A 24,590-nucleotide genomic window follows, 5' to 3' on the forward strand; every position below is an offset into this window, starting at 1 on the left:
TCCTCCTGGGGGGATCGTTCGGCCCGGCCACCGCGACCGGGACATCCAGTTAAACCTGAGTCTAGTCGACTCAATTCCCATGAGTGAGTGTATGTCAGTTCGCCGTCGGCGAACAACGAATCACGCCCTGTCCTCGACGGTCACTCCGGCCGTGAGGGCCACCTCGAGGTAGTCGCGGGCGAGGGTCTCGACGGTGGCGTGCGCGTTGAGTCCGCTGGGGTTGGGCACGACCCACAGCTGCGCGCCCTCCAGGTCGGTCGGCTGCCGACCGGCCCGTGCACGGCGGTCGCCGAAGGCCGTGCGGAAGCTGGTGATCCCTGCGACCGCCACCACGCGCGGACGGTGGGCACGCACCACGGCCGCCACACGGTCGCGCCCGGCGCGCACCTCGTCGTCGGTCAGCTCGTCGGCGCGGGCGGTGGGGCGAGGCGCCAGGTTGGTGATGCCCACCCCTCGCTGCACGAGCACCGGCGCGGCGAGCTCGGGCGTGGTCGCGTCGGCGGGCAAGATCCCGGCGAGGCGCAGCGCCGGGTAGAAGCGGTTGCCGGGGTGCGCGAAGTGCAACCCGGTGCGCGCCGTCAGGGGGCTGGGGTTGATCCCGACGAGGAGCAGCCGCATCCCGGGACCTGCGAGGTCGGGCACCTCCGGCAGGTCGTCGAGCGGCTCGGTCACGACGCGGCGGCGACGGGCTCGTCGACGGTCTCCTCCTGGGTGCGCATCCCCAGGAGCGCCGCGAGGGTGCAGGCCACGGCCACCGCCACCATGAACGGGGCGAAGATGGTCTGGGGGCTCCACACGGTGGCGGCCCAGCCGGCCAGCACGGTCGGCACCGCCATGGCGCCGTAGGCGAGCACGTAGAACGCCGACATCACCTCGCCGCGGTGGGCGGCAGGCACGTGCTGGCTCAGGTGGCGCAGGGACCCGCCGAACGCGAGGCCGAAGAACAGGCCCACCAACGTCGAGGCCGCAGCGATCGCCCAGGCGTGACCCCAGGCCACCGCGGGCACGCACAGCACGAGCGACACCGCGGTGCCCAGGTCGCCGACGATGGCGGTCGGTCGGGCGGGCCAGCGGCCACCGACCGCCTGGCTGAGCGCCGACGCTGCCGCCGACGCACCGACCACCGCTCCGCCGAACAGCACCGACGTCGCCCCGATGGCCTCCGACGCGATCCGTGGGTACAGCGACAGCAGCACGCCGAGCACCGACCACGCGGCCATGACGCCGAGGGCGGAGAACCGGAAGTGCCCGGCGATCGAGGCCGGCACGCGCGGTCGCGCGATGTTGAGGGTGACGGAGCGGTCGTCGGTGTGCGGCTCGCGCATGCACAGCACGGCCACCAGCAGCGCGGCCATGATGGCGACGAGCACGGCGTAGGGCAGCACGGTCGGTGCGGGGCCCATGTCGACGATCAGGGCCACGCCCACGAGCGTGACCGCGATGCCGCCGTTGAACACCACGCCCGTGAGGCGACCGGTGCGCTCGCCGTCGTCGGGTCGCAGGTCGAGCAGCGCGGCCGATGCCACCACCACGACGGCGCCGACGCCGAGCCCGTGCGCCACCCGCGCCGCGAGCAGCCAGGCCACGGAGTCGGCCGCGATGAAGAGTCCGAGGCCCACCAGGATGAGCAGGACGGCGGCGATGAGCACGGGCCGGCGTCCGTAGCGGTCGGAGATCGACCCCGTGACCAGCACGGAGCCCAGCGCGGCGACGGCGTAGACGGCGAAGACGACGGTGGTGGTGATGGGCTCGAAGCCCCACTCCTGCGCGTACAGCGCGTAGAGCGGTGCGGGTGCACCCGAGACGCCGAGCGCGACGGCCACGAGGGCGAGCAGCATGCCGAACGCCCAGCGCTGGGTCGGCTTGATGGTGGTCACGGTGTCCTCCGCGGCTCTCGGGCGGCTGGTCGCGGCGCGCGGACGGGTCCATCGGCACCACTGCTTCGAACGCCTTCGGTGGCGTCTGCATTCCCCATCCTTGCGAACCGCGCCGGCCCCATTCGCGTTCTGACGCGTTGGCGACGATTATTCGCGCATGGATCGACGCGAATGCGTCAGAACACCATGCTGGGTCGGGCCGCTGGTCAGCGCCAACCGCTACGGGGGGATCGGGGTGGATCTGCCCAGGTCGGTGACGAGGATCCGGGCGACTCTGCGGTGGTCGTCGACGTCACCTATCCCGTCCTGCGCCATGCGCTGGGCCAGCACCTCGAGCTCTCCGCCCGAGGCCAGGCGATGATCCTCGTCGCACAGGACCACGGCGCTCCCGTTCCTGTCCGTGCGCCGGAGCACCTCGACCATCACGGTCGCCGGTGCTTCGCAGACGTGGCACGTCGCACCCGTCGCGTCGCGAGCCTCCGCCTCGAGGTCGAACGGCACGGGCTCGTTGGAGGACGAGTAGGACGCGCCGCCTCCCGGGCGCTCGACGTCCTCTCTTGACACGGTGCCGTTCTACACCGCGTCAGGGTCGATGCGCAGCGGAAAAGACGGCGTGTGGAAGGGATACCGACGATCGAGCCGGATGTCTCGTGAGGGTGAGGAGTCCCTCGTCCACTCGGGGAGGAAGAGCCTGCGCACCTTTACGCTGTCGGGACGGACGAACTGATGTGGCGGCACCGATGAAGACCTATGAGCAATACATGAAGGACGCGCCTAGGAGTCATCGCGTCTGGGCCGTGTTCGCGCTGATGGGCGCCGGAGGCTCCGTTGCGGCCATCACCGGCCTGTCGAGGCCGGTGGCGCTGCTCGTTGCCTGCGCGATCTTCCTGGCCGCCAACGCGTTCATCTGGCTTCGACAGAACCCGACGCTGAAGCAGATCGAGCGGCGCAGGATGCGGGATGCCGAGGCAATTTCGGCGGACGACAGGGCGGCCCGGACCGAGGAGTGACACACGAAGCCCGCCGGACCGGTGGTCCGACGGGCTCCCGGCGTGCGCCGGGTCAGGCGTAGCTGACGCCCGTCGCGTGCAGCGGGCAGTGTCGGACAGGCTTTCGAGATTCAGTCGCGAGACTGACGCACAAGCCTCCAGTAGCGGGGAAGGCTGAGCAAGCTCGCCAGAAGGCCTACCGCGAAGAAGACGGTCCAGCCCCAGCGTCCTGCGGTGACGTTCACGACGAGGCCGCGTGTGATGAACAGGACTCCGACGAGCAAGACCGAGAGAACAATCTTGGCGGTCAGTGCGTCCCATTCCTCGTCTGATCGGCCCCGAGGTGTGCCATCCATCTGAACATCATCGCCTACGGCCGCCGGTGGTGTGGCCCCATGAGTGAGCGTCGGCGGGATGTGCGGAACATTCGTCGCGTGCAGCGGGATAACCCGCACGGGTCAGCTTCTGCGGTCTGCGCGACGCTCGGCGTAGCCCAAGACACCTGCCAGAAGAAACAGCAGGCCGACGACGAGGAAGAAGCCGACGCCGCTAGGGATGCCGAGTAGGCGGACCATGAACGGTCCACCGACGAGGGCGATCAGTAGACAGAGCGTTGCCCACAGCCTCGGATGCTTCAAGCGTGAGCGGCTCTGCCTCATCACACGTATGCCACGTTTGTCGCGTGGAGCGGGCAGTAGCCGAAGGGGTTCTTCGCGAGGTACTGCTGGTGCGGCTCCTCGGCGTAGTAGTACTCGCCCAGGGGGGAGATGGCCGTGGTGATCCGGCCGTAGCCGGCCTTGGTCATCTGCTCCTGGTAGCGGTCGCGCGACTCCTCGGCCTGGCGCTGCTGCTCGTCGGTGGTGGTGAGCAGGACCGAGCGGTACTGGGTGCCGCGGTCGTTGCCCTGGCGCATGCCCTGCGTCGGGTCGTGGTTCTCCCAGAACACCTTGAGCAGGTCGGCGTACGTGACCTTCGACGGGTCGAAGACGATCCGCACGACCTCGGCGTGGCCGGTGCGGCCGGTGCACACCTCCTCGTAGCTGGGGTTCGGGGTGATGCCACCGGCGTAGCCCACCGACGTCGACCAGACGCCGGGCACCTCCCAGAAGGTCTTCTCCTCGCCCCAGAAGCAGCCGAGGCCGACCACGGTCACCTCGAAGCCGTCGGGGACGACGCCCGCGTCGAGCGGGGTCTCGATGGGGGTGCCGAGCACGCGGTGCGTGGTGCCCACGGCGAAGGGTCGATCGGCGCGGCCGGGCAGGGCGCTCTGCGCGTCGGGGAGCTCGGTCTTGCGGGTTCCGAAGATCATCGGGTCACACTCCTTGGGTCCACGCGTGTCAACGACCGTGCGCGGTGCGCTGTTCCCGATAGTGTCGTCCGAGTGAGGGAACCACGCAGGTGAGCACGCGTCCAGAGATTCCGGTCGGCGTCGAGATCGCGACGGCGTGGGCTTGGCGACTCCTCGTCATCGGGGCCGCCGGCTACGGCCTGTACTGGCTGCTCAGCTTCTTCTCCGAGGTCTCCGTCCCGATCGCCATCGCGCTGCTCGGCACCGCCCTGACCATCGGTTCCGTCGACTTCCTGGAGCGCAGGGGCCTGCCGCGTCTGCTGGCCACGGCCATCGTCGTGCTCACCATGCTCTCGTTGTTCTTCGGGCTCATCGCGCTCGTGGGCCAACAGCTCTCCACCCAGTTCTACGACCTCAAGGCCCAGGTCATCGAGGGCATCTCCCAGGTGCAGGACTGGTCGCAGAACGGTCCGCTGGGACTCAGCGACAGCCAGCTGACGCGCTACGTCGACCAGGTGCAGGACGCGATCCGCACGTTCGGCGAGACCGCCGCCGTCGACCAGCTGGCCGCTGTCGGCACCACCCTGACGCACTTCGTCACCGGCTTCTTCATCGCGCTCTTCGCGTCGTTCTTCTTCCTCTACGAGGGCAACCGGATCTGGGCGTTCTTCGTGGCGCTGTTCCCGCAGGCCGCGCGCGAGAAGGTGCACACGTCGGGCGAGACCGCCTGGCACAGCCTCACCAGCTTCGTCCGGGCCACCGTGCTCGTTGCGCTCACCGACGCGATCGGCATCGCCGTCGCCGCCTGGCTGCTGGGCGTGCCCCTCGCCCTCGCGATCGGCGTGCTGGTGTTCCTCGGTGCGTTCGTCCCGATCATCGGCGCACTACTGTCGGGTCTCGTGGCGGTGCTCGTGGCCCTCGTGGCCCAGGGTCCGATCGTGGCCCTGTTCATGCTCGCGGCCGTCGTGGCCGTCCAGCAGCTGGAGTCGCACGTGCTGCAGCCGTTCCTCATGGGCCGGTTCGTGGCCGTGCATCCGCTCGCGATCATCATCGCCATCGCCGCCGGCATCACGGTCTCCGGCATCGTCGGCGCTCTCGTGGCCGTGCCGCTCGTGGCCTGCCTCAACGGCATCGTGCGTCACCTCGCCGCCGAGGCCGGTGCGCCGCTGCAGGAGGACGGACTACCCGAGGACATACCTCCCGACGCCGACTCCGACGCCGAGCCCGAGCCGGCCTGAGACCGTCGGCGCGCTTCATCGGCGGTAGGTGCACCGCGCTTCGTCACGGGTCGTCGGTAGGTGTGCCGCGGATATGCGGGTCGAATCCGCGGGCGTCCTACCGCTCGACGGCATTCCGCGCGCCACCTACCTCTCACGGCCACGACCGGCGGACGCGGAGCGTGGGGGAGCCCGTCTAGGGTGAGCAGGGTGGTGGACCTGCGAGACGTCGAGGCGGCGCGCGAGCTGATCGCGCCGGTGGTCGAGCGCACTCCCATGGCGCACTCACGGTGGCTGAGCCAACGGGTCGGCACCGACGTGCACCTCAAGTGCGAGAACCTCCAGCGCACCGGGTCGTTCAAGATCCGCGGCGCCTACGTGCGCATCGCGCGGCTGAGCGACGCCGAGCGAGCGCGTGGCGTGGTGGCCGCCAGCGCCGGCAACCACGCCCAGGGCGTCGCCCTCGCCGCGCAGCTGCTCGGCGCGAAGGCGACCATCTTCATGCCCGACGGCGCGGCCCTGCCCAAGATCGCCGCCACCCGCGGCTACGGCGCCGACATCGAGTTCGCCGGCACCGGCGTCACCGAGGCGCTCGTGCACGCCCAGGAGTTCGCCGAGCGCACCGGCGCCGTGCTCATCCACCCCTTCGACCACGAGGACGTCCTCGCCGGGCAGGGCACCGTCGGCCTCGAGATCATCGAGCAGCTCCCTGACGTGCGCACCGTGCTCGTGCCCCTCGGTGGCGGCGGGCTCGCCGCGGGCATCGCCCTGCTGCGCGAACGCCGACCCGACGTCTCCGTGGTCGGCGTGCAGGCCGCCGACGCCGCCGCCTACCCGACCTCGCTCGCCGAGGGCCACCCGGTCACCGGCGTGATGGGTCCGACCATGGCCGACGGCATCGCCGTGGCCCAGCCGGGACTCATCCCCTTCGAGGTGATCGCCGAGCAGCTCGACGACGTGGTGACCGTCAGCGAGGACGCGATGAGCGCGGCCCTCATCGGCCTCCTCGAGCGCGCCAAGATGCTCGTCGAGCCGTCGGGTGCCGCCGGCGTGGCGGCCCTGCTCGACGACCCCGGACGGTTCCAGGGCCCGGTGGTCCCCGTGCTGTCCGGCGGCAACATCGACGCGCTGCTCCTGCTCGACGTCATCCGCCACGGCCTGTCCGCCGCGGGTCGCTTCATGCAGCTGCGGGTCCGGTTCTCCGACCGCCCGGGCGAGCTGATGCGGCTGCTCACCGACCTCGCCGACCTGCAGGTCAACGTGCTCGACGTGGCCCACGACCGCTCCGCGGAGTCGCTCGGGGTGCGCGAGGTCGAGGTCGCGGTCCAGGCGGCCACCCGCGGACCCGACCACGCCGAGGCCTCACGTCGGCGCCTGGGCGAGCTCGGCCACCTGCTCGTCTGAGCGTCGGACGCGACGAGGCCCCGGGACCATCGGGTCCCGGGGCCTCGTCATGCCTCGTGCCGCGGACTCGAGGGCCGCGTCAGGAACGGTCGATCAGAAAGGCTTGGCCTCCACGATCGAGACCGTGAGCGTCTTGCCGTTGGGCGCCTCGTAGGAGGCGTCGTCGCCGACCTTCTTGCCCAGGATCGCTGCGCCGAGCGGCGACGTGGGGGAGTAGACGTCGAGGTCGACGGCCGAGTCGAGGCTCAGCAGCTCGCGCGAGCCGAGCAGGAAGCGCTCCACGTCGTCGTCGCCGGCGAACGTGACGCCGACGACCATGCCGGCCTCGACGATGCCGTCGTCGGCAGGCTTCTCGCCGACCTCGGCGCGACGCAGCATGTCCTCGAGCTGCTGGATGCGGGCGTTGGCCTTGCCCTGCTCCTCGCGGGCGGCGTGGTAGCCACCGTTCTCCTTGAGGTCACCCTCGTCGCGGGCGGCGGCGATCTTCTCGGTGATGTCGGGCATGACGACGTCCTTGAGATTCGCCAGCTCCACCTTCAGACGGTCGTACGCCTCCTGGGTGACCCAGATGGTCTCGGTGCTGGACTGAGACATGTTCGAACCTCCTGGAAAACAAGCGGAACCCCAGGCATCGAGCCTGGGGTCGAACGTGCAGCCTAGCAGTCAGTCGGTGAGTTGGCACGTCCTCAGCACGGCAGTGACGGCCTCGCGCTCGGTGCTGATCGGCACCTCGACGCGCGTCCGCTCGCGGGTGCCGGCGGGCACGTCGACGGTGCGCTCGCCCACGACGGAGTGGTCGAGGGCCTGGGCGTAGACGGTGCAGCGGACGGGGACCGGGTCCGGACGTCGGACCTCGATGGTCGCGACGGTCCGCGCGGGCGACTCCACCGTGTAGCCGTGGACCTCCGCCGTGACCGGCTCGGTGTCGAGCGCCACCCAGGCGGCCCACACGATGCCCAGGGCCACCCCGACGGCGGTGACCGTCGGCCACACCCAGCGTCGCGTGGTGCGGCGGCCGTAGCGCTCGTCGAGGGTGCTCACGCCACGATTCTCCCAGGTCGGTCCTGAGGGTGGCGTCCTGCCTGGTGAACCCCGTCCGTGCGGGTGTGCGTGCCGGTGGAACACTGGGGCGGTGACCGAGAAGCTGCGCCTCATGCACGTGCACGCGCACCCCGACGACGAGTCGAGCAAGGGTGCCGCCTCCACCGCCAAGTACGTCGCCGAAGGGGTCGACGTGCACGTCGTCACGTGCACCGGGGGTGAGCGCGGGAGCATCCTCAACCCGCAGTTCCAGCACCCGGGCATCGAGGACAACCCCGAGCTGATCACCGAGATCCGTCGCGAGGAGATGGACCGCGCCCGCGAGATCCTCGGCGTCACCCAGGACTGGCTCGGCTTCGTCGACTCCGGCTGGCCCGAGGGCGACCCCAAGCCGCCGCTGCCCGAGGGGTGCTTCGGCCTGGTCCCGGTCGAGGAGGGCGCGATCCCGCTCGTGCGCCTCATCCGCTCGTTCAAGCCGCAGGTCCTCACCACGTACGACGAGAACGGCGGCTACCCGCACCCCGACCACATCATGTGCCACCAGGTCAGCGTCCTCGCCTACGAGAAGGCGGCCGACCCCGACTGGCACCCCGAGCTGGGCGAGGCCTGGCAGGTCAGCAAGCTCTACTACCACCTCGGCTGGAACTTCAAGAAGCTCGAGGCGATCTCCGCGGCCGTCGAGCGGCACGGCCTCGAGAACCCCTACGCCGAGCGCATGGAGAAGTGGGAGCGCAAGCCCGAGGACGAGGCCCGGCTCACCACCCGGGTGGAGTGCGCCGAGTACTTCGACGTCCGCGACGCCGCGTTGCTCGCCCACGCCACCCAGATCGACCCCGACGGCTGGTTCTTCTCCATCCCCAACGAGGTCCAGGCCGAGGCGTGGCCCACCGAGGACTACCAGCTGGTCGACTCCAAGGTCGAGACGTCGCTGCCCGAGGACGACCTCTTCGCCGGTCTGCGCTGACCCGGCCGACCGGCGGACCCCGGAACCGCAGGCGTAGGCTGGGGCCATGGGTGAGCTCCTGACGATCCTGGTCACGGCCGAGAGGCCGCGTGGCCTCGACCCGAACATCGTGCGTCCCGGCTGGCTCGCGCTCGGCATCGTCGCCGCCCTCGCGGTGGCCGTGTTCTTCCTGGCCAAGTCCTTCGCGAAGCACACCAAGAAGGCCGCCCAGCCCTGGGAGGGCGACCAGGCCGACGACGCGCCGCTCCAGAACCGCTCCGACGACGAGCGCGTCAACCGCGACTGACGCGGTTCCGGTACGTCCGGACCAGCGACACGACAGCGCCGACCGCCGCCAACGAGCAGAGGACGACGAGGGCGACGAACGGGACGTCGGGCTGATCAGCGGTCACGGAGTTCTGGTCCTCGTGCGTCAGGCTGACCACCACGCCCACTGCGAGGGCCGGGAGCAGGACGACGAGCGTCGCCGACCTGGCCAGGCCGCGGGTGAGGCCGGGCTCCACGATCTCGGAGCGCAGCGCGGAGGCCGACAGGACCGTCGACACCTGGATGAGTGCCGCGGTCCCGAGCAGGAAGGCGACGTGGTGCACCGGTGTGATGGTCTCCGCGAAGCCGTACGCGAACAAGAACACGAAGAAGAGACCGCCGGTGCCGACAGCCACGGCGAGCACCGCCGAGCCGAGGACCGCGCGCCAGTACTGCCGTGGCGTCACGGGCTCACCGTCCCTGATGGCCCGGACCGTCGGCGTCGCCACCGAGCCCTGCCTCGTCGGACGAGGCGCGCCAGGAGCGCGAGCATCGTGATCCCGGCGACCAGCAGCACCGCGGTGAGCGTGAACGCCAGCCACGGGTTGGCGAGCAGCAGTGCCACGACGCCCAGGACGGTGACGTCCTCGCCGACACTGACCCCGATGTTGGTGAACGGCTCCGGGGAGGCGTTGACCGCGAGGCGTGTGCCGGCCTTCACCAGGTGGCTGGCCAGCGCGCTGCCGCCGCTGATCGTGCCGTAGACGGCCTCGCTGGCGCCCGCGTCGCCCGCCACGAGGACGCCGAGGGCCGCGCCCACGGCGGGGCGCAGCACGGTGGAGACGACGTCCCAGGTGGAGTCGAGGTACGGGATCTTGTCGACGACGAGCTCGATCGCGAAGAGCAGGCCTGCCGCCACGAGCACGTCGCGCCGGGCCAGCTGGTCGGGGATCTGCTCGAACCCGCCGAGCCGGTCGGCCAGCCCGAGCGTCAGGACGACGAGGTAGGCGTTCACCCCGCTCGCCCAGCCCGTCGAGAACGCGATGGCCACCAGGTTCATGGCGCCAGTGTGGCCGATGAGGGGCGTTCCCGGCGGACCGACGAGCGGCCCGGGACCGGGCTGGCATGGTGGAGGGGTGCCGAACCGACTCAGCGCAGCGACCAGCCCGTACCTGCTCCAGCACGCCGACAACCCCGTCGACTGGTGGGAGTGGGGCGACGAGGCGCTCGCGCTCGCGCAGTCGCTCGACCGGCCGATCCTGCTGAGCGTCGGGTACGCCGCGTGCCACTGGTGCCACGTGATGGCGCACGAGTCGTTCGAGGACCCCACCACCGCGCAGTTCATGAACGACCACTTCGTCAACGTCAAGGTCGACCGCGAGGAGCGGCCCGACGTCGACGCGGTCTACATGCGCGCCACGCAGGCGATGACCGGCCAGGGCGGATGGCCCATGACCGTCGTGCTCGCGCCGACGGGCGAGCCGTTCTTCGCCGGTACGTACTTCCCGCCCGAGCCGCGGCAGGGGCAGCCGGCGTTCACGCAGATCCTGCAGGCGCTCGCCGACGCCTGGCAGAACCGCCGCGACGAGGTGACGAAGGTCGGTGCCGACGTCCTCGAGCACCTGCGCGACGTGGTGGACGCGGGCGGCTCCGCGCTCGACGCCGAGGCGCTGGACGCGGCGCAGACGGTGCTGTCGGGCCAGCACGACGACGAGGCCGGCGGCTACGCCGGAAGCCCCAAGTTCCCGCCGTCGATGGTCCTCGAGGCGTGCCTGCGGCACTGGGCGCGCACGGACACGGAACGCTCCCTCGAGATGGTCCGCACCACCTGCGACGCGATGGCGCGCGGCGGGATGTACGACCAGCTGTCCGGTGGCTTCGCCCGCTACGGCGTCGACCGCTACTGGCAGGTGCCGCACTTCGAGAAGATGCTCTACGACAACGCCCAGCTGCTGCGGGTCTACCTGCACTGGTGGCGGGCCGAGCTGGCGACCGGAGACGTCGCGCGGCAGGCCTTCGCACGGCGCGTCGCCACCGAGACGGCGGAGTTCCTGCTGGCCGAGCTGGCCACGCCGGAGGGCGGGTTCGCGTCGGCCCTCGACGCCGACAGCGCCGACCCGCGCGGCGAGGTCCACGAGGGCGCGTTCTACGCGTGGAACCCCAACCAGCTGATGCGGCTGCTCGGCGTCTCCGACGGGGCGTGGGCGGCGCAGCTGCTGGGCGTCACCGGCCCGGGCACGTTCGAGCGTGGGTTCTCGACGTTGCAGCTGCGCGAGGACCCCGACGACCCCGAGCGGTGGGCGTCGGTGCGCGCGACGCTCCTGGCGGCTCGTTCCGAGCGCACCCGACCCGCACGTGACGACAAGGTCGTGGCCGCCTGGAACGCCCTGGCGGTCATCGCCCTCGCCGAGGCGGGGGTGCTGCTGGAGGAGCCGCGGTTCACCGACGCCGCCGTGCGCGCTGCCACGCTGCTCGCCGAGGTGCACCTGCGCGACGGCGGCCGCGTGCTGCGGGCGTCGCGCGACGGCGTGGCAGGGGTCCACGACGGTGTCCTGGAGGATCACGCCACGGTGGCCGAGGCGTTCGTCGCGGTGCTCGGCGTGACCGGCGACGCGGTGTGGCTCGAGCGTGCCCGGGCCGTGCTCGAGCGCGTGCTCGACCACTTCGCGGCATCCGACGGCGACGACTTCTTCGACACCGCGGACGACGCGTCCGACCTGGTGGTCCGTCCGCAGGACGCGTCGGACAACGCGTACCCGTCGGGCACGTCGGCCGCCGCGCACGCGTTCGTCGCCGCCGCGGCCGTGACCGCCGACCCGCGCTACCGCGAGGCCGCCGAGCGCGCGGTGCGCTCGGCCGCGCAGCTGGGGGAGAAGCTGCCGCGCTTCGCCGGGTGGACCCTCGCCGCCGCCGAGGCCCTGGTGGCCGGGCCCGACGAGATCGCCGTGGTCGGACCCGACGCGGACTCACGCGCGGGGATGCATCGAGCCGCCCTGCTGCGCACGTCGCCGGCCGTCGTCGTCGCGGCCGCGTCGGCCGATCCTGCCGTGCCGCTGCTCGCCGACCGGGTGGCCGTCGACGGTCGCGCCACCGCCTACGTCTGCCGAGACCACGTCTGCGCGTTGCCGGTCACCGACCACGCCCTGCTCTGAACCGGCCCCGTATCGGTGGATCCTCAACCGCAGCAGCGTCGCTGACGTTGACGATCCACCGATGGTGGGTCAGATGTTGAGGATCCACCGACGGGGGGAGGGTGGGGTCAGGCGGGGCCGACGGAGGTGACGGTGAGGACGGCCTCGCCAGCGGCGTCGCTGGCGTCGAGGTCGACGGTGGCGGAGATGCCCCAGTCGCGGTGGCCCTCCGGGTCCTCGAAGGTCTGGCGCACGTGCCACGTCCTCCCCTGGACCTGCAGGTCGATGAAGGCCGGGCCACGGGCCGACGGGCCGGTGCCGAGGTGGTCGTACTCCTCGCGGTAGGCCGCCATGGCCTCGCGCCACGCCTCGGCGTCCCAGCCGTCCTCGCCGTCCATCTCGCCCAGCGCGTCCCACCGGCCCAGCGCAGCCAGCTCCACTCGACGGAACATCGCGTTGCGCACCAGCACCCTGAACGCGCGCTCGTTGGTGGTGACCGGGCGGATGGTCTCCTCGCCGTCGGCCACGGCCTGCGCCCGGTCCAGGCTCGCCGGGTCGGCCGGGTTCACCAGCTTCTCCCACTCGTCGAGCAGGCTCGAGTCGGTCTGGCGCACCAGCTCGCCCAGCCAGGCCGTCAGGTCGGTCAGCTCCTCCGTGCGCGCCGACGCCGGCACCGTCCGCTCCAGCGCCTTGTACGCGTCGGACAGGTACCGCAGCACCATGCCCTCCGAGCGCGCGAGCCCGTAGTCCGAGACCAGCTCGGAGAACGTCATGGCCCGCTCGACCATCTCGCGCACCACCGACTTCGGGCGGAGCTCGTGGTCGCGCACCCACGGGTGTCCCTGGGTGTACGTCTCGTAGGCCGCCTCCAGCAGGTCGCGCAGCGGCTTCGGGTGCTCTACCTCGTCGAGCAGCTCCATCCGCTCGTCGTACTCGATGCCGTCGGCCTTCATCTGCGCCACCGCCTCGCCCCGCGCGCGGAACACCTGGGCGGAGATGATCGGCCGCGGGTCCTCCAACGTCGCCTCGACGACCGACACGACGTCGAGGTGGTACTCCGGGGACTCCACGTCGAGCAGCTCGAGCGTGGCGATCGCGAACGGCGACAGCGGCTGGTTGAGGGCGAAGTCGCGCTGCAGGTCGATGGTCAGGACCAGGGTGCGACCCTCCGCGTCGGGTGGGTCGAGCCTCTCGACCACCCCGCCTGCCACGAGGGCCTCGACGATGTCGCGCACCCGGGTCTGCAGCCGCTCGACGTCCTCGGGACGGACCACGCTCTCCTCGATCAGCCGGTCGAGCGCGGCGATCGCGTCGCCGGGACGCTGCGCGACGTCGAGGACCATCGCGTGGGTGACCTGCATGCGCGGCACGAGCGGCTCCGGCGTGCCGTTCACGAGCTTGTCGAACACGGCCTCGTTCCACGAGACGTGGCCCTCGGGCGCCTTCTTGCGCTGCACCTTGCGGAGCTTCTTCGGGTCGTCGCCTGCCTTGGCGATCGCCTTCGCGTTCTCGATGTCGTGCTCCGGCGCCAGGACCACCACGTGCCCGACGGTGTCGTAGCCGGCCCGACCCGCCCGCCCGGCGATCTGCGCGAACTCGCGCACCTGCAGCTGGCGCTGGCGACGCCCGTCGTACTTGGTGAGCCCGCTGAACAGCACGGTCCGGATGGGCACGTTGATGCCGACGCCCAGCGTGTCGGTGCCGCACACGACCTTGAGCAGACCCTGCTGCGCCAGCCGTTCCACCAGACGGCGGTAGCGCGGAAGCATGCCCGCGTGGTGCACGCCGATGCCCATGCGGACCAGCCGCGACAGCGTCTTGCCGAACGCCGACGTGAACCGGAAGCCACCGATGGCCTCCGCGATCTGGTCGCGCTCGGCCCGCGACGCCAGCGCGACGCTGCTGAGCGCCTGCGCCCGTTCCAGCGCCGACGCCTGCGTGAAGTGCACGATGTAGACGGGGGACTGGCCGGTCTCCACCAGCTCGGTCACGACCTCCTGCACCGGCGACGTGACGTACTCCGTGACCAGCGGCACCGGCCGTTCGGTCGACGCCACGAGCGCGGTCTCGCGACCCGTGCGCCGGACCAGGTCCTCGCGCAGCGTCGTGGTGTCGCCCAGCGTGGCCGACATGAGCAGCACCTGCGCCCGTGGCAGCTCCACGAGCGGCACCTGCCACGCCCAGCCGCGGTCGGGGTCGGCGTAGAAGTGGAACTCGTCCATCACCACCAGGCCGACGTCGGCGGCGCTGCCCTCGCGCAGGGCGAGGTTGGCCAGCACCTCGGCCGTGGCCACGACCACCGGCGCGTCGGGGTTCACCGACGCGTCGCCGGTGAGCATGCCCACGTTCTCGGCGCCGAAGACGTCGCACAGGTCGAAGAACTTCTCGCTCACCAGCGCCTTGATGGGTGCGGTGTACACGGCGCACTCGTCGCGGGCCAGGGCGCCGGCGATGGCGGCGGTGGCCACCAGGCTCTTGCCCGAGCCGGTGGGCGTCGCGAGCACCACGTTCGAGCCCGAGAGCAGCTCGAGCACCGCCTCCACCTGCGCTGGGTACAGCGTGATGCCGCGTCCCTCGACCCAAGCGCCGAACGCGTCGAAGACGTCGTCCGGCGAGGCCCCGTCGGGAACCGACAGCCCCGGGCTCACCGCTGCTGGTAGGCGAGCAGGCTGACGCCGATGTAGTGGACGATGAACGCCGCGATCGTCAGCGTGTGGAACACCTCGTGGAAGCCGTACCAGCGCGGGAACGGGTCGGGCCACTTGAAGCCGTAGACGAGCGCGCCGATCGTGTAGAGCCCGCCACCGATGACCATGAGCGCGAGCACCGCGGTGGAGGCGTTCTCCTCGAACTCGCTCCAGTACAGGACCGCCGCCCAGCCGAGCAGGATGTACAGCGGCACGTAGATCCACCGCGGGGCGCCGACCCAGAAGACGCGGAACGCCACGCCGGCCAAGGCGCCACCCCACACGAGCGACAGCATGATCGTCGCTTCCTTCGTGTCGAGCAGCAGCAGGCTGAAGGGCGTGTAGGACCCGGCGATCAGCAGGAAGATGTTGGCGTGGTCGAGCCGCTTCCAGACCACGCGAGCCTCGTCGGACCACGTGCGGGTGTGGTACAGCGCGCTCGTGCCGAACAGGAGCAGCGCCGAGACCATGAAGACGGCCACGCCGGCGCGCACGACGACGTCGTCGGCGATGACCAGCATGACGAGGAACGAGAAGAAGCTCAGGGGCGCCGTGGCAGCGTGCAGCCACCCGCGCAGCTTCGGCTTGAGCTCGACGAGGTTGTCGCGGATGCGGTCGGTGACCTCGTCGGTCGACGAGTCGTGATCGGTCCGGGACATGGGGGACAGAGTAGCCCTCCCGACCTGACCGGCCGGGTGTGGTGGGATGAGGATCATGGGGCTCAGCCACGTCGCCTACGGCGTCTACGAGCGCCGACTGCTCAAGCACCTGGATCCGTCCCGGATGCCGCGGCACGTCGGCGCCATCGTCGACGGGAACCGGCGCTGGGCCAAGGACGCCCGGATGGACCTCGAGCAGGGATACCGCGCGGGTGCGGCGAAGGTCGACGAGTTCCTCGACTGGTGCCACGAGCTCGGCGTCGGGACCGTCACCTTCTGGGTGCTCTCCACCGACAACCTGCAGCGACCCGAGGCCGAGCTGACCAGCATCCTCGACGCCGTCGAGGCGCTCGTGGGGCGTCTGGCCGACGACGGCCGCTGGCACGTGCGGCTCATCGGCAACCTGCAGCTGCTGCCGGACGACTCGTCGGCGCGCCTGCAGCGCGCGGCCGCCGCATCGCCCGACACGGACGGGATCATGCAGGTCAACGTGTGCGTGGGGTACGGCGGACGCCAGGAGCTGACCGACGCGATGCGCGCCCTGCTGCTGGCCGAGGCCGCCAAGGGTCGCTCCCTCGAGGAGGTCGCCTCGACGCTCGAGGTCGACCACATCGCCGACCACCTGTACACGAAGGGCCAGCCCGACCCCGATCTCGTCATCCGCACCTCGGGGGAGCAGCGCCTCTCGGGCTTCCTGCTGTGGCAGAGCGTGCACAGCGAGTTCTACTTCTCCGACGTGCTGTGGCCCGCGTTCCGCCGCGTCGACCTGCTGCGTGCCATGCGCTCCTACGCCGCGCGTGAGCGTCGCTTCGGCGCCTGAGGCGTCGCCTTCCGCTACGACTGCTCCGTCCCGGACGGGCGTTCGCTCGCTGCTGCGTCGCTGCGGTTCCCGAGCGGGGTGGCCTTCGAAGGGGCCTCGACCGGACGGTGGGTCTCGGCCCGGTTGGGTCTGCGGGGTGCGGCTGGGATCTCGCCTGCGGCTGCGTCGCTGTGGCTGCGCGTCGGGGTGGTCTCCGAGAGGGCCTCGACCGGAGCGGTGGGTCTCGGCTCGGTTGGGTCTGCGGGGCGCGGCCACGATTCTCCATCTGCGCGTGATCCACGCACGATGCTTCCTTCGCGTGGACCGTGCCACGCGAAGGAAGCATCGTGGCGACGAAAAGGGCCTCAGACGGGCAGGGATTCTCCCTTCTCGTGGACCGTCACACGCAAAGGAAGAATCCCTGCCCACCCGCCGCACAAGCGGCCCCCGGCGGACGCAGGATTCTGCCTTCGCGTCCAGAAACTCGAACGATGCTGCGTTCACGACGGGATCCGGACACGAACGCAGCATCCTTCGACCCTTCACGCACGAACGCAGAACCTTGCGTCCCCCGACCCGCGCTCCGAGAGCCCGACCCGAGCCCGGACCCCGCCGCCGGCCGAGGCCCTTTCGGAGCGCAGGTCGCCTCGCAGCCACAGCGACGCAGCAGCAGTCACGACCCACCCGGACCAGCACAGCACCACACGAGCCCCCGGCCGACGCAGCGCAGCGCTGCAGCGCGAGGGCCTCGCAGAGTTCATCTGGGCGTTACACGCACACCCGCGTGTCGCCACGCCCGGGGGCGGGGGCGGACGTACGTTGCGAGGGTGTTGATGCTCGCCCCGGAGCCCAGCCGCCCCACCCCCACCGAGTAGGGAAGGGCCGGCGCAGGGGCGCGCGGGTTCTTCGCAGGGAGTCAGACATGACTGTCAAGAAGAGCGTGTCCGCCGCGAACGAGTCGGCCGAGGTCGACGCCGACGTCCGCACCTACGTCCTCGACACCAGCGTCCTGCTGGCCGACCCCGGTGCGGTCACCCGCTTCCACGAGCACGAGGTCGTCATCCCCGTCGTGGTGATCACCGAGCTCGAGGGCAAGCGGCACCACCCCGAGCTCGGCTACTTCGCCCGGACGGCCCTGCGCTTCCTCGACGACCTGCGCGTCAAGCACGGCATGCTCGACGTCCCCCTGCCCATCGGCGACGAGGGCGGCAGCATCCGGGTGGAGCTCAACCACACCAACCCCGAGGCGCTGCCCGCCGGGTTCCGGCTCGGCGACAACGACACCCGCATCCTCGCCGTGGCGAAGAACCTGGCCGACGAGGGGCGTGACGTCACCCTCGTGTCCAAGGACCTGCCGATGCGCGTCAAGGCGTCGGCCGTCGGGCTGGCGGCCGAGGAGTACCGCGCCGAGCTGGCGCTGGAGTCCGGGTGGACCGGCATGCGCGAGGTCGAGGTCGACGCCGTCGACCTCGACACGCTCTACGAGGACGGCAGCCTCGACGTGGCGCTCCTCGACGACGAGACCGTCCGCGACCTGCCCTGCCACACCGGCCTGGTCCTGCTCTCGGACAAGGGCAGCGGACTCGGCCGGGTGACGGCGGACAAGCGCGTGCAGCTGGTCCGGGGCGACCGCGACGCCTTCGGCCTGCACGGCCGCTCGGCCGAGCAGCGGATCGCGCTCGACCTGCTCCTCGACCCCGACATCGGCATCGTCTCGCTCGGTGGCCGCGCCGGCACCGGCAAGTCCGCCCTCGCGATCTGCGCCGGCCTCGAAGCCACGATGGAGCGTCGCCAGCACAAGAAGGTCGTCGTCTTCCGTCCGCTCTACGCCGTCGGCGGCCAGGAGCTCGGCTACCTGCCCGGCAGCTCCGACGAGAAGATGGGCCCCTGGGCGCAGGCGGTCTTCGACACCCTCGGCGCGGTGGCGTCGCCGCACGTCGTCGACGAGATCGTCGATCGCGGCATGCTCGAGGTGCTGCCCCTGACCCACATCCGCGGACGCTCGCTGCACGACGCGTTCGTGATCGTCGACGAGGCGCAGTCGCTCGAGCGCAACGTGCTGCTCACGGTGCTCTCGCGCATCGGCGCCAACTCCAAGGTGGTGCTCACCCACGACGTCGCCCAGCGCGACAACCTGCGGGTCGGCCGGCACGACGGCGTGGTGGCCGTCGTCGAGAAGCTCAAGGGGCACCCCCTGTTCGCGCACATCACGCTCACTCGTTCGGAGCGGTCGCCGGTCGCGGCGCTCGTCACCGAGATGCTGGAGGACGTGGGCGTCTGAGCGACGCCGACCGGGTCGTCCGACGGCCCGGTCGCGAGGGGCGTGCCGCGCGGCGAACACCGTCCGGCACGCCCCCTGCTGTGGCAGAGTGACCCCGTGACGAGGAGGGGAGTGTCCGCGGCGTTCGTCGCTGCCGTGATGCTGCTCGTCGCCGCCTGCGCCGGTCCCGCGGAGGAGCCCGGGCCGACGACGCTGAGCTGGTACGTCGGGCCCGAGCGCGCCGACGTCGAGTCCCTCGCGGAGTCGTGCTCCGACGCCTCGGGCGGGCGGTACCGCATCGAGGTCGAGCGACTTCCCGACGACGTCGAGGACCGGCACGCCGAGCTGGTGCGGCGGCTGCTGGCCCGTGACGACTCGATCGACCTGTTCAGCATGGACATGGCCTGGAGTGCCGAGCTGGCCGCCGCGCAGGTGCTCGCCCCGGTGCCCGAGGACCTCAAGCAGCCCTTCGCCCAGGACGTGGTGCCCGCCGCGCTCGAGGCCACCACGGTCGACGGCCTGCTGGTGGCCGCACCGTGGACGTTCGACCCGTGGCTGCTGTGGTGGCGGGGCAACGCCGCCGAGCGGGCCGGGCTCGACACCACCAAGCCGATCACGTGGGACGACCTGCTGTCGGGCGCGGAGCTGAGCGGCCGTCAGGTGCTCGTGGACGACCCCGACGGCGAAGGTCTCGCCGCGTGGGTCAACGCCCTCGTCGTCGGCGCCGGCGGCACGCTGCTGGAGGGTGAGGGCCGCTCGCCCGACGTCGGACTCGACTCCGCCGCGGGCGAGGAGGCCGCCGGCATCGTCGAGTACCTCGCGGAGGCCCGCCTCGGCGGAGACCCGACCGCCGAGGCCGGTGCGGGCCTGGCCCGACGCGGCGGGTTCGTCGTGGCGCCCAGCTCGTTCGTCTCCGACCCCGACGTCGCCACCGTGGCGGGCGACCTGCAGTGGGCGCCGTACCCGCAGGTGGCCGACACCCCCGCGGCCCCCGCCACGGGGGCGGCGCTCGCCGTGCCGCTCTACGCGCCGAGCACGTCGCTCTCGTACGAGGCGGTCTCCTGCCTGACGTCGGCCGACTCGCTCGCGGCCCTCATGACCGGCTCCGGGCACAGCGCGGCGCGCGCCACGACCTACGACGCGCAGGACGTGGTGGCCGGCTACCCGCTGGCCGACGTCACCCGACCCGCCCTCGAGACCGCCCTGGCGCTGCCCCGGACGCCGTACTGGATGCGGGTAAGGGCGGCGCTCGAGAAGACCTGGACCCCGTTGTCGGCGGTGGGGTCCTCCACCCCGGACCTCTCGCAGAAGGCCGTGCGGTCCGCCGTCGCGGGAGGTCTGCCGTGAGCACCGACCGTCCCGGCCCCGACGTGCCCGACACCGAGCAGCCCGTCGACACCGACCCCGTCGACACCGCCGCCGACGATGCGGTCGGTGACGTGGTGCAGGACGACGCGGAGGAGCCCGAGGGCCACGACCTCGAGCCGATCGGAGCGCCGCCCAGTCGCCGTCGCCGTCGTCGACGTCAGGGCGCCGTGCCGCCCGGCCGTCGACGCTCGGGCTGGCCGATGCTCGCGCCGTCGCTCGTGGTGCTGCTGGGCCTGACGCTGTGGCCGCTGGGACTCGCGGTCTGGTCGTCGTTGCGGCGCTCCTCCCTGACGGTCCAGGACGACACGTTCGTGGGGCTCGACAACCTGACCGGACTCCTCGGCGATCGCCAGTGGTGGGTCGCCGTCTCGGTCACCCTGCTGCTCGTGGCGTCCGCCGTCCTGCTGCAGCTGCTGCTCGGCTCGATCGTCGCCGCCGCCGTCCGACGGCTCGCCGTCCCGGCTGCGGTCGTGGCCGTCCTCCTGCTCGCCCCGTTCGCGATCCTGCCGGTGCTCTCGGCGACGATCTGGCGCGACGCGCTGACCACCGGCGTCGCACCGGCCTGGTTCGGCTACGACGGCGGCGCCACCGCGGCGTCGGCGCTGGCCGTCGTGGGCTCGGAGGTGTGGCGGGGGACCGGCATCACGGCGCTCATCCTGCTGGTCGGCCTCTCGCGCGTCGACCGCGTGCTGCTCGACTCCGCGATCGCCGACGGAGCGACGTGGTGGCAGCGGCTGCGTCGGGTCACCTGGCCCGCGGCCGGTCCTGCCGTGGCCGTCGCCGTGCTCTACCGCTCGCTCGACGCCCTGCGCGCCCTCGAGGGCCCGCTGCTGTCCGACCCGAGGGACGGGCTGCGTACCGTGCCCGTGCTGCTGTGGGACACCACGTTCGGGGCGTTCGAGGTCGGGCTCGCGTCGGCCGTCGCCGTCCTGCTCCTGCTGCTCGCCGCTCTCGTGGCCGGCGCCCTCGTCGCCGTCCTCCGGCCCGGGAGGAACGCATGAGACCCACCGTCCGCTCACGCCTCTGGGCCGCCGGCACCGCCTTCGTGGCCGGCTTCGTCATCGCCAACGTCGGGATCCTGCTGATCACCGGGGCGGACCGCTGGCTGTGGCTCGCCACCGCCGTGGTGCTGATGATCACCGGCGCCGTCGGCGTGCTCGTGGCCGACACCGGACGGCGACTCTCGCTCTGGGCGGTCCTCGGCTTCGAGCTGTTCGTCGTGGCCACCCTTGCGCCGCTGTGGTGGACGTTCGCCGTCGCGCTCACCCCCGCCGACACGACGGCCGACTCGCTCCTGCCGGCCGACCCCCGGTGGTCGGTGTTCGGCGACGTGCTGGGGGCCGGGGTCCTGCGTGACGCCGCGCTCACCAGCGTCGTCGCCGCCACCGTCGCCACCGCGGTGGCCATGCTGCTCGCCGTCCCGGCCGCCTACGCCCTCACCCGACGTCGGGTGCGGGGAGGTCGGGTCGTGGTGGTCTCCTTCGTGGCCGTGCTGCTTGCGCCGCTGGTCGCCCTCGCCGGACCGTGGTCCGTGACGGCGGCCGACCTGGGTGTGCTCGGCTCGCGCTGGAGCGTGGCGCCCGTCCTGCTGCTCGTGGCGCTGCCGCTGGCGGTCTGGCTGAGCATCCCCGTGCTGCGCGACGCGCCGTGGTCGCTGCGCGACTCGATCCGCAGCGACGGCGCCACCCGGCGCCAGGAGCTGCGTGCCTTCGTGGTGCCCGTGCTGGCGCCCGACCTGCTCGTCGTCGCGGCCCTCGTGTGGGTGGTCGCTGCGCAGGACGCCGTCCTGGGCGCGGCGCTCGGGCCCACCGACGACTCCCGCACGTTGCCGGCGACACTGCTGCTCGGCTCGGTCGAGCCGTCCCAGGCTGCCGCCATCGGGCTGCTGTGGCTGCTGCCCGTGCTCGCCCTCGTCGCGATCGCACCCCGTCGCGTCCGTCGCCTGATCGGAAGGGACCACCGATGACCTCCATGGAGCTGCGAGGCGTCCACCTGGACGCCCCCGACGGGACGACCGTGCTCGACGGGCTCGACCTCGTCGTCCCCGAGGGCAGCACGACGGTGCTGTGCGGACCGGCCGGTGCCGGCAAGTCGGCCGTCCTGCGGGTCCTGGTGGGCCTGGAGGAGCACACGGAGGGCGACGTGCTCCTCGACGACATCGTCGTCAACGCGGTCGGCCCCCGGGCCCGCGACCTCGCACTGGTGCTGCAGGACTACGTGCTGCACCCCCACCTCGACGTGCACGACAACCTGGCCTTCGCAACCCGTCTGCGCCGCGGTCACGACAAGGTCGAGCTGGCCGAGCGGATCGACGAGGTGGCGGCCTTCCTGGCGCTGGACTCCATGCTCGACGCGAAGCCGGCCGACCTGGAGCCGGCCCAGCGCCAGCGGGTGGCGATCGGCCGGGCGCTCGTGCGCGACGCCCTCGGCTACCTGTTCGACGACCCGTTCAGCGCCCAGGCCGACCGCGTGCGCACGCACGTGCGGTCGGTGACCACCCAGTGGCAGCGCGACGAGCAGCGCACGTCGCTGTTCACCACCTCGCGCGCCGACGAGGCCCTCACCATGGCCGACCGCGTGGCCGTCATGCACCGCGGCACCGTCCACCAGACCGGCACGCCCGACGAGGTCTACGCCGATCCCGACGACCTCTTCGTGGCCGCGTTCCTCGGGCAGCCGCCCATGAACCTGCTGCCGGCCACGGTCGGCGACACGCACGTGGAGACGCCCGTGGCCTCCGTGCCGCTCGACGACGCCCTGCGGGCCGCGATCGGCGAGCGCGCCACCGTCATCGTCGGCATCCGACCCGAGCACTGCCAGGAGCCCTCGACCGATCCTGCCCCCGCTGCGGCGTCGGCGGGCGAGCCCCTCACGGCCGGCGCCATCGCCGCGCAGGCCGAGGCGGGTCGACAGGTGACGGTGGCCGGTCGCGTCGACGACGCGGAGTGGCGCGGCGGCACCCAGCTCGTGTACGTGGGCTACGACCTCGACGAGGAGGTCGAGGTGATGCTCGAGGAGATCGAGGACCGGCTCGACTTCGACCTGTTCCAGAACTTCTTCGTGGCCGAGCTGCCCTCGACCGACCGCCGTTCCGCCGGCCAGGACGTGCGGTTCGTGGTGCCGCGCGAGCGCGTGCTGCTGTTCGACGTCGAGACCGGCGCCCGGCTCCGTACGTCGTGACCGACCACGACGTCAACCGTCGGGAGCCGGCGCTCGACGGACCGGAGGCCTCGGCGGCGCCCGGGGGTGGGGGTGCCTCGGTGCGTGGCCTGTCGCCGGGCGGCTGGGTGCTGCCCGTCCTGTGGGCCCTCGGATGCACCGCGGCCTACGCTGCCCTCTCCCTGCTGCGGTTCCGCCGGTTCGAGCCGACGTCGTGGGACAACGCGATCTTCGAGCAGGCGGTGCGGGGCTACGCCGGCCTGGGCTGGCCGATCGTCGACATCAAGGGGCCGGGCTTCAACGTCCTGGGCGACCACTTCTCGCCGATCACCGCGCTGCTGGCGCCCTTCTACGCCGTGTTCCCGTCGGCGCAGACGCTGCTCGTGGGGCAGGCGCTGCTGCTCGGCGTCTCGGTGCTGGTGGTCGGCAGGCTGGCGTCGCGCCACGTCGGGCCGTGGGCGGCAGGGGCCCTCGCCGTGGCCTACGGGCTGTCCTTCGGCGTGTCCGCGGCGGTCAGGTCGGACTTCCACGAGGTCGCGTTCGGGGCTCCGCTCCTGGCGCTCGCGGGAGCCGCCTACGTGGACCGTCGGTGGCGGGCCGTGGTCGGGTGGTCGCTGCCGCTCCTGCTCGTCAAGGAGGACATGGGGGCCACCGTCCTCATGATCGGGCTCGTGCTGATGCTGGCGGGGGAGCGCCGCCGAGGCACGCTCCTCGCGGCCGTGGGCGTGGTGGGTGCGGCCCTCGTGGTGCTCGTGGTGCTGCCGTCGGTGAACCCCGGCGGCGTGTACGACTACGCGTCCAGCGTCGGCGGCGACCGTGGCGTGCTCGCCACGCTGCTCGACGAGCCGGGCAGGAAGGCCTGGACCGTGGTGCTCACGCTCGCGGTCACCGGCTTCGCGGCGCTCGGGTCGCCGTGGGTGCTGCTGGTGCTGCCCACGTTCGCGTGGCGCTTCGTCGGCGACAACCCGTTCTACTGGGGCACCGACTGGCACTACTCGCTGCTGCTCATGACCATCGTCGTCGTCGCGGCGGTCGACACCATGCGCCGGTTCCCCGTCGCTCGGTGGCTCGCCCTGCCGGCCCTCGCGTTCACGGCGGTGATGCTGCCGTCGACGGCCCTGTGGGCGCTCACCGAGCCGCAGACCTACGAGGTCCCGCCTCGGGCCGAGGTGGCCCAGCAGGTCGTCGACCTGGTGCCCGACGGCGCCTCGGTGGTGACCGACATCGGTCTCATCACCCACCTCGCGACCGACCGCGACGTGTACTGGCTGGGAACGGTCGGGAACGGCCCGATGCCCGCCGGCGACCCGCAGTACGTGCTGCTCGACCAGCTGGCCGGCGTCGGCTCGCCGCCGGACGCCCGCACCTACGCCGAGGAGACCTTCGGCGGCTCCTGGGTCACCGTCTGGGACGCCGACGGCTACCAGCTGGCCCGACGCGACTGACCTGCCGACGCTCGACGCCGAGAAGACGAGGGCTCGCTGGACGACCCGAGATGACC

Annotated in this window: 23 protein-coding genes; 13 read left to right on the forward strand and 10 right to left on the reverse strand. The window is 71.9% G+C overall.

Annotation, left to right across the window (positions count from 1 at the left end; translation table 11 throughout):
* Positions 1–120: 120 nt before the first annotated feature.
* The 3 genes from ASF35_RS06805 to ASF35_RS06815 all read right to left on the reverse strand — a co-directional run bounded on the left by ASF35_RS06805 (position 121) and on the right by ASF35_RS06815 (position 2,441).
* Positions 121–672 (reverse strand): mismatch-specific DNA-glycosylase, encoded by a 552-nt coding sequence (locus tag ASF35_RS06805; protein WP_055964643.1) that lies wholly within the window; start codon positions 670–672, stop codon positions 121–123.
* Positions 669–1,877, reverse strand: a complete 1,209-nt coding sequence (locus ASF35_RS06810; protein ID WP_235499116.1) for an MFS transporter — start codon at positions 1,875–1,877, stop codon at positions 669–671. The genes ASF35_RS06805 and ASF35_RS06810 overlap by 4 nt, the downstream gene beginning before the upstream one ends.
* A gap of 219 nt (positions 1,878–2,096) precedes the next feature.
* Entirely contained in the window at positions 2,097–2,441 is a 345-nt protein-coding gene (locus ASF35_RS06815; RefSeq protein WP_156364712.1) for a hypothetical protein, read from the reverse strand.
* Positions 2,442–2,617: 176 nt separating this feature from the next.
* On the opposite strand from ASF35_RS06815, the gene ASF35_RS06820 reads away from it, so the two are divergent.
* Positions 2,618–2,887: a hypothetical protein gene (locus tag ASF35_RS06820; RefSeq protein WP_055964649.1), complete on the forward strand. Its 270-nt coding sequence runs from the start codon at positions 2,618–2,620 to the stop codon at positions 2,885–2,887.
* Positions 2,888–3,524: 637 nt separating this feature from the next.
* Here the strand turns inward: ASF35_RS06820 and msrA are convergent.
* Complete coding sequence (msrA, locus tag ASF35_RS06835; RefSeq protein WP_055964657.1) at positions 3,525–4,175, reverse strand: peptide-methionine (S)-S-oxide reductase MsrA; 651 nt, start codon at positions 4,173–4,175, stop codon at positions 3,525–3,527.
* Between the two features lie 89 nt (positions 4,176–4,264).
* Here msrA and ASF35_RS06840 point away from each other — a divergent pair, with 89 nt between their 5' ends.
* Both ASF35_RS06840 and ilvA read left to right on the forward strand, forming a co-directional pair.
* Complete coding sequence (locus ASF35_RS06840) at positions 4,265–5,392, forward strand: AI-2E family transporter (RefSeq protein ID WP_055964660.1); 1,128 nt, start codon at positions 4,265–4,267, stop codon at positions 5,390–5,392.
* Between the two features lie 189 nt (positions 5,393–5,581).
* Positions 5,582–6,775 (forward strand): threonine ammonia-lyase, encoded by a 1,194-nt coding sequence (gene ilvA / locus ASF35_RS06845; protein ID WP_055966294.1) that lies wholly within the window; start codon positions 5,582–5,584, stop codon positions 6,773–6,775.
* A gap of 93 nt (positions 6,776–6,868) precedes the next feature.
* Here ilvA and greA read toward each other — a convergent pair whose 3' ends face one another.
* Complete coding sequence (gene greA, locus ASF35_RS06850) at positions 6,869–7,369, reverse strand: transcription elongation factor GreA (RefSeq protein WP_055964662.1); 501 nt, start codon at positions 7,367–7,369, stop codon at positions 6,869–6,871.
* 69 nt (positions 7,370–7,438) lie between these two features.
* Positions 7,439–7,816: a DUF4307 domain-containing protein gene (locus tag ASF35_RS06855; RefSeq protein ID WP_055964665.1), complete on the reverse strand. Its 378-nt coding sequence runs from the start codon at positions 7,814–7,816 to the stop codon at positions 7,439–7,441.
* Positions 7,817–7,907: 91 nt separating this feature from the next.
* Between ASF35_RS06855 and mca the strand changes: the two genes are divergently transcribed.
* On the forward strand, positions 7,908–8,780 hold the full coding sequence (gene mca / locus ASF35_RS06860) for a mycothiol conjugate amidase Mca (protein ID WP_055964668.1): 873 nt from the start codon (positions 7,908–7,910) through the stop codon (positions 8,778–8,780).
* Positions 8,781–8,826: 46 nt separating this feature from the next.
* A complete protein-coding gene (locus ASF35_RS06865; protein ID WP_055964671.1) occupies positions 8,827–9,066 on the forward strand; it encodes a hypothetical protein in 240 nt (79 codons plus the stop codon).
* Here ASF35_RS06865 and ASF35_RS06870 read toward each other — a convergent pair.
* Together ASF35_RS06870 and ASF35_RS06875 are read right to left on the reverse strand one after the other, a co-directional pair.
* On the reverse strand, positions 9,053–9,493 hold the full coding sequence (locus tag ASF35_RS06870) for a hypothetical protein (protein WP_156367977.1): 441 nt from the start codon (positions 9,491–9,493) through the stop codon (positions 9,053–9,055). The genes ASF35_RS06865 and ASF35_RS06870 overlap by 14 nt on opposite strands.
* Positions 9,490–10,086, reverse strand: a complete 597-nt coding sequence (locus ASF35_RS06875) for a DUF4126 domain-containing protein (RefSeq protein ID WP_055964677.1) — start codon at positions 10,084–10,086, stop codon at positions 9,490–9,492. The genes ASF35_RS06870 and ASF35_RS06875 overlap by 4 nt, the downstream gene beginning before the upstream one ends.
* 76 nt (positions 10,087–10,162) lie before the next feature.
* Between ASF35_RS06875 and ASF35_RS06880 the strand changes: the two genes are divergently transcribed.
* Entirely contained in the window at positions 10,163–12,178 is a 2,016-nt protein-coding gene (locus tag ASF35_RS06880) for a thioredoxin domain-containing protein (protein ID WP_055964680.1), read from the forward strand.
* Positions 12,179–12,285: 107 nt separating this feature from the next.
* On the opposite strand, the gene ASF35_RS06885 is transcribed toward ASF35_RS06880, so the two are convergent.
* Positions 12,286–14,805 (reverse strand): RNA helicase, encoded by a 2,520-nt coding sequence (locus tag ASF35_RS06885; RefSeq protein ID WP_055964682.1) that lies wholly within the window; start codon positions 14,803–14,805, stop codon positions 12,286–12,288.
* Positions 14,802–15,503, reverse strand: a complete 702-nt coding sequence (locus ASF35_RS06890) for a hemolysin III family protein (RefSeq protein WP_055964684.1) — start codon at positions 15,501–15,503, stop codon at positions 14,802–14,804. Before ASF35_RS06890 ends, ASF35_RS06885 begins: the two co-directional genes overlap by 4 nt.
* A gap of 55 nt (positions 15,504–15,558) precedes the next feature.
* Here ASF35_RS06890 and ASF35_RS06895 point away from each other — a divergent pair, with 55 nt between their 5' ends.
* The 7 genes from ASF35_RS06895 (at position 15,559) to ASF35_RS06925 (ending at position 24,534) form a co-directional block, all read left to right on the forward strand.
* Positions 15,559–16,323 carry an isoprenyl transferase gene (locus ASF35_RS06895; protein WP_055964688.1) on the forward strand — a complete coding sequence of 255 codons (765 nt, stop codon included), beginning with the start codon at positions 15,559–15,561 and terminating at the stop codon, positions 16,321–16,323.
* Positions 16,324–17,224: 901 nt separating this feature from the next.
* Positions 17,225–18,583 carry a PhoH family protein gene (locus ASF35_RS06900; RefSeq protein ID WP_055964691.1) on the forward strand — a complete coding sequence of 453 codons (1,359 nt, stop codon included), beginning with the start codon at positions 17,225–17,227 and terminating at the stop codon, positions 18,581–18,583.
* Between the two features lie 96 nt (positions 18,584–18,679).
* Complete coding sequence (locus tag ASF35_RS06905) at positions 18,680–19,909, forward strand: extracellular solute-binding protein (RefSeq protein WP_156367978.1); 1,230 nt, start codon at positions 18,680–18,682, stop codon at positions 19,907–19,909.
* Entirely contained in the window at positions 19,906–20,931 is a 1,026-nt protein-coding gene (locus tag ASF35_RS06910; protein ID WP_055964698.1) for a carbohydrate ABC transporter permease, read from the forward strand. Before ASF35_RS06905 ends, ASF35_RS06910 begins: the two co-directional genes overlap by 4 nt.
* A complete protein-coding gene (locus ASF35_RS06915; protein WP_055964700.1) occupies positions 20,928–21,896 on the forward strand; it encodes a hypothetical protein in 969 nt (322 codons plus the stop codon). Before ASF35_RS06910 ends, ASF35_RS06915 begins: the two co-directional genes overlap by 4 nt.
* Positions 21,893–23,110, forward strand: coding sequence for an ABC transporter ATP-binding protein (locus ASF35_RS06920; protein ID WP_082481735.1), 1,218 nt, complete (start codon positions 21,893–21,895; stop codon positions 23,108–23,110). The genes ASF35_RS06915 and ASF35_RS06920 overlap by 4 nt, the downstream gene beginning before the upstream one ends.
* On the forward strand, positions 23,107–24,534 hold the full coding sequence (locus tag ASF35_RS06925) for a DUF2079 domain-containing protein (RefSeq protein ID WP_055964706.1): 1,428 nt from the start codon (positions 23,107–23,109) through the stop codon (positions 24,532–24,534). The genes ASF35_RS06920 and ASF35_RS06925 overlap by 4 nt, the downstream gene beginning before the upstream one ends.
* Positions 24,535–24,590 lie beyond the last annotated feature (56 nt).

The organism is Aeromicrobium sp. Leaf291 (assembly GCF_001423365.1).
In the GTDB taxonomy this organism is placed as follows: Bacteria; Actinomycetota; Actinomycetes; order Propionibacteriales; family Nocardioidaceae; genus Aeromicrobium.

Bases quoted from the DNA above. Each gene is read 5' to 3' on its own strand.
- ASF35_RS06820 (WP_055964649.1), top strand. From the start codon at position 2,618: ATGAAGACCTATGAGCAATACATGAAGGACGCGCCTAGGAGTCATCGC.
- msrA (WP_055964657.1), bottom strand. From the start codon at position 4,175: ATGATCTTCGGAACCCGCAAGACCGAGCTCCCCGACGCGCAGAGCGCC.
- greA (WP_055964662.1), bottom strand. From the start codon at position 7,369: ATGTCTCAGTCCAGCACCGAGACCATCTGGGTCACCCAGGAGGCGTAC.
- ASF35_RS06865 (WP_055964671.1), top strand. From the start codon at position 8,827: ATGGGTGAGCTCCTGACGATCCTGGTCACGGCCGAGAGGCCGCGTGGC.
- ASF35_RS06875 (WP_055964677.1), bottom strand. From the start codon at position 10,086: ATGAACCTGGTGGCCATCGCGTTCTCGACGGGCTGGGCGAGCGGGGTG.
- ASF35_RS06890 (WP_055964684.1), bottom strand. From the start codon at position 15,503: ATGTCCCGGACCGATCACGACTCGTCGACCGACGAGGTCACCGACCGC.
- ASF35_RS06895 (WP_055964688.1), top strand. From the start codon at position 15,559: ATGGGGCTCAGCCACGTCGCCTACGGCGTCTACGAGCGCCGACTGCTC.
- ASF35_RS06900 (WP_055964691.1), top strand. From the start codon at position 17,225: ATGACTGTCAAGAAGAGCGTGTCCGCCGCGAACGAGTCGGCCGAGGTC.
- ASF35_RS06915 (WP_055964700.1), top strand. From the start codon at position 20,928: ATGAGACCCACCGTCCGCTCACGCCTCTGGGCCGCCGGCACCGCCTTC.
- ASF35_RS06920 (WP_082481735.1), top strand. From the start codon at position 21,893: ATGACCTCCATGGAGCTGCGAGGCGTCCACCTGGACGCCCCCGACGGG.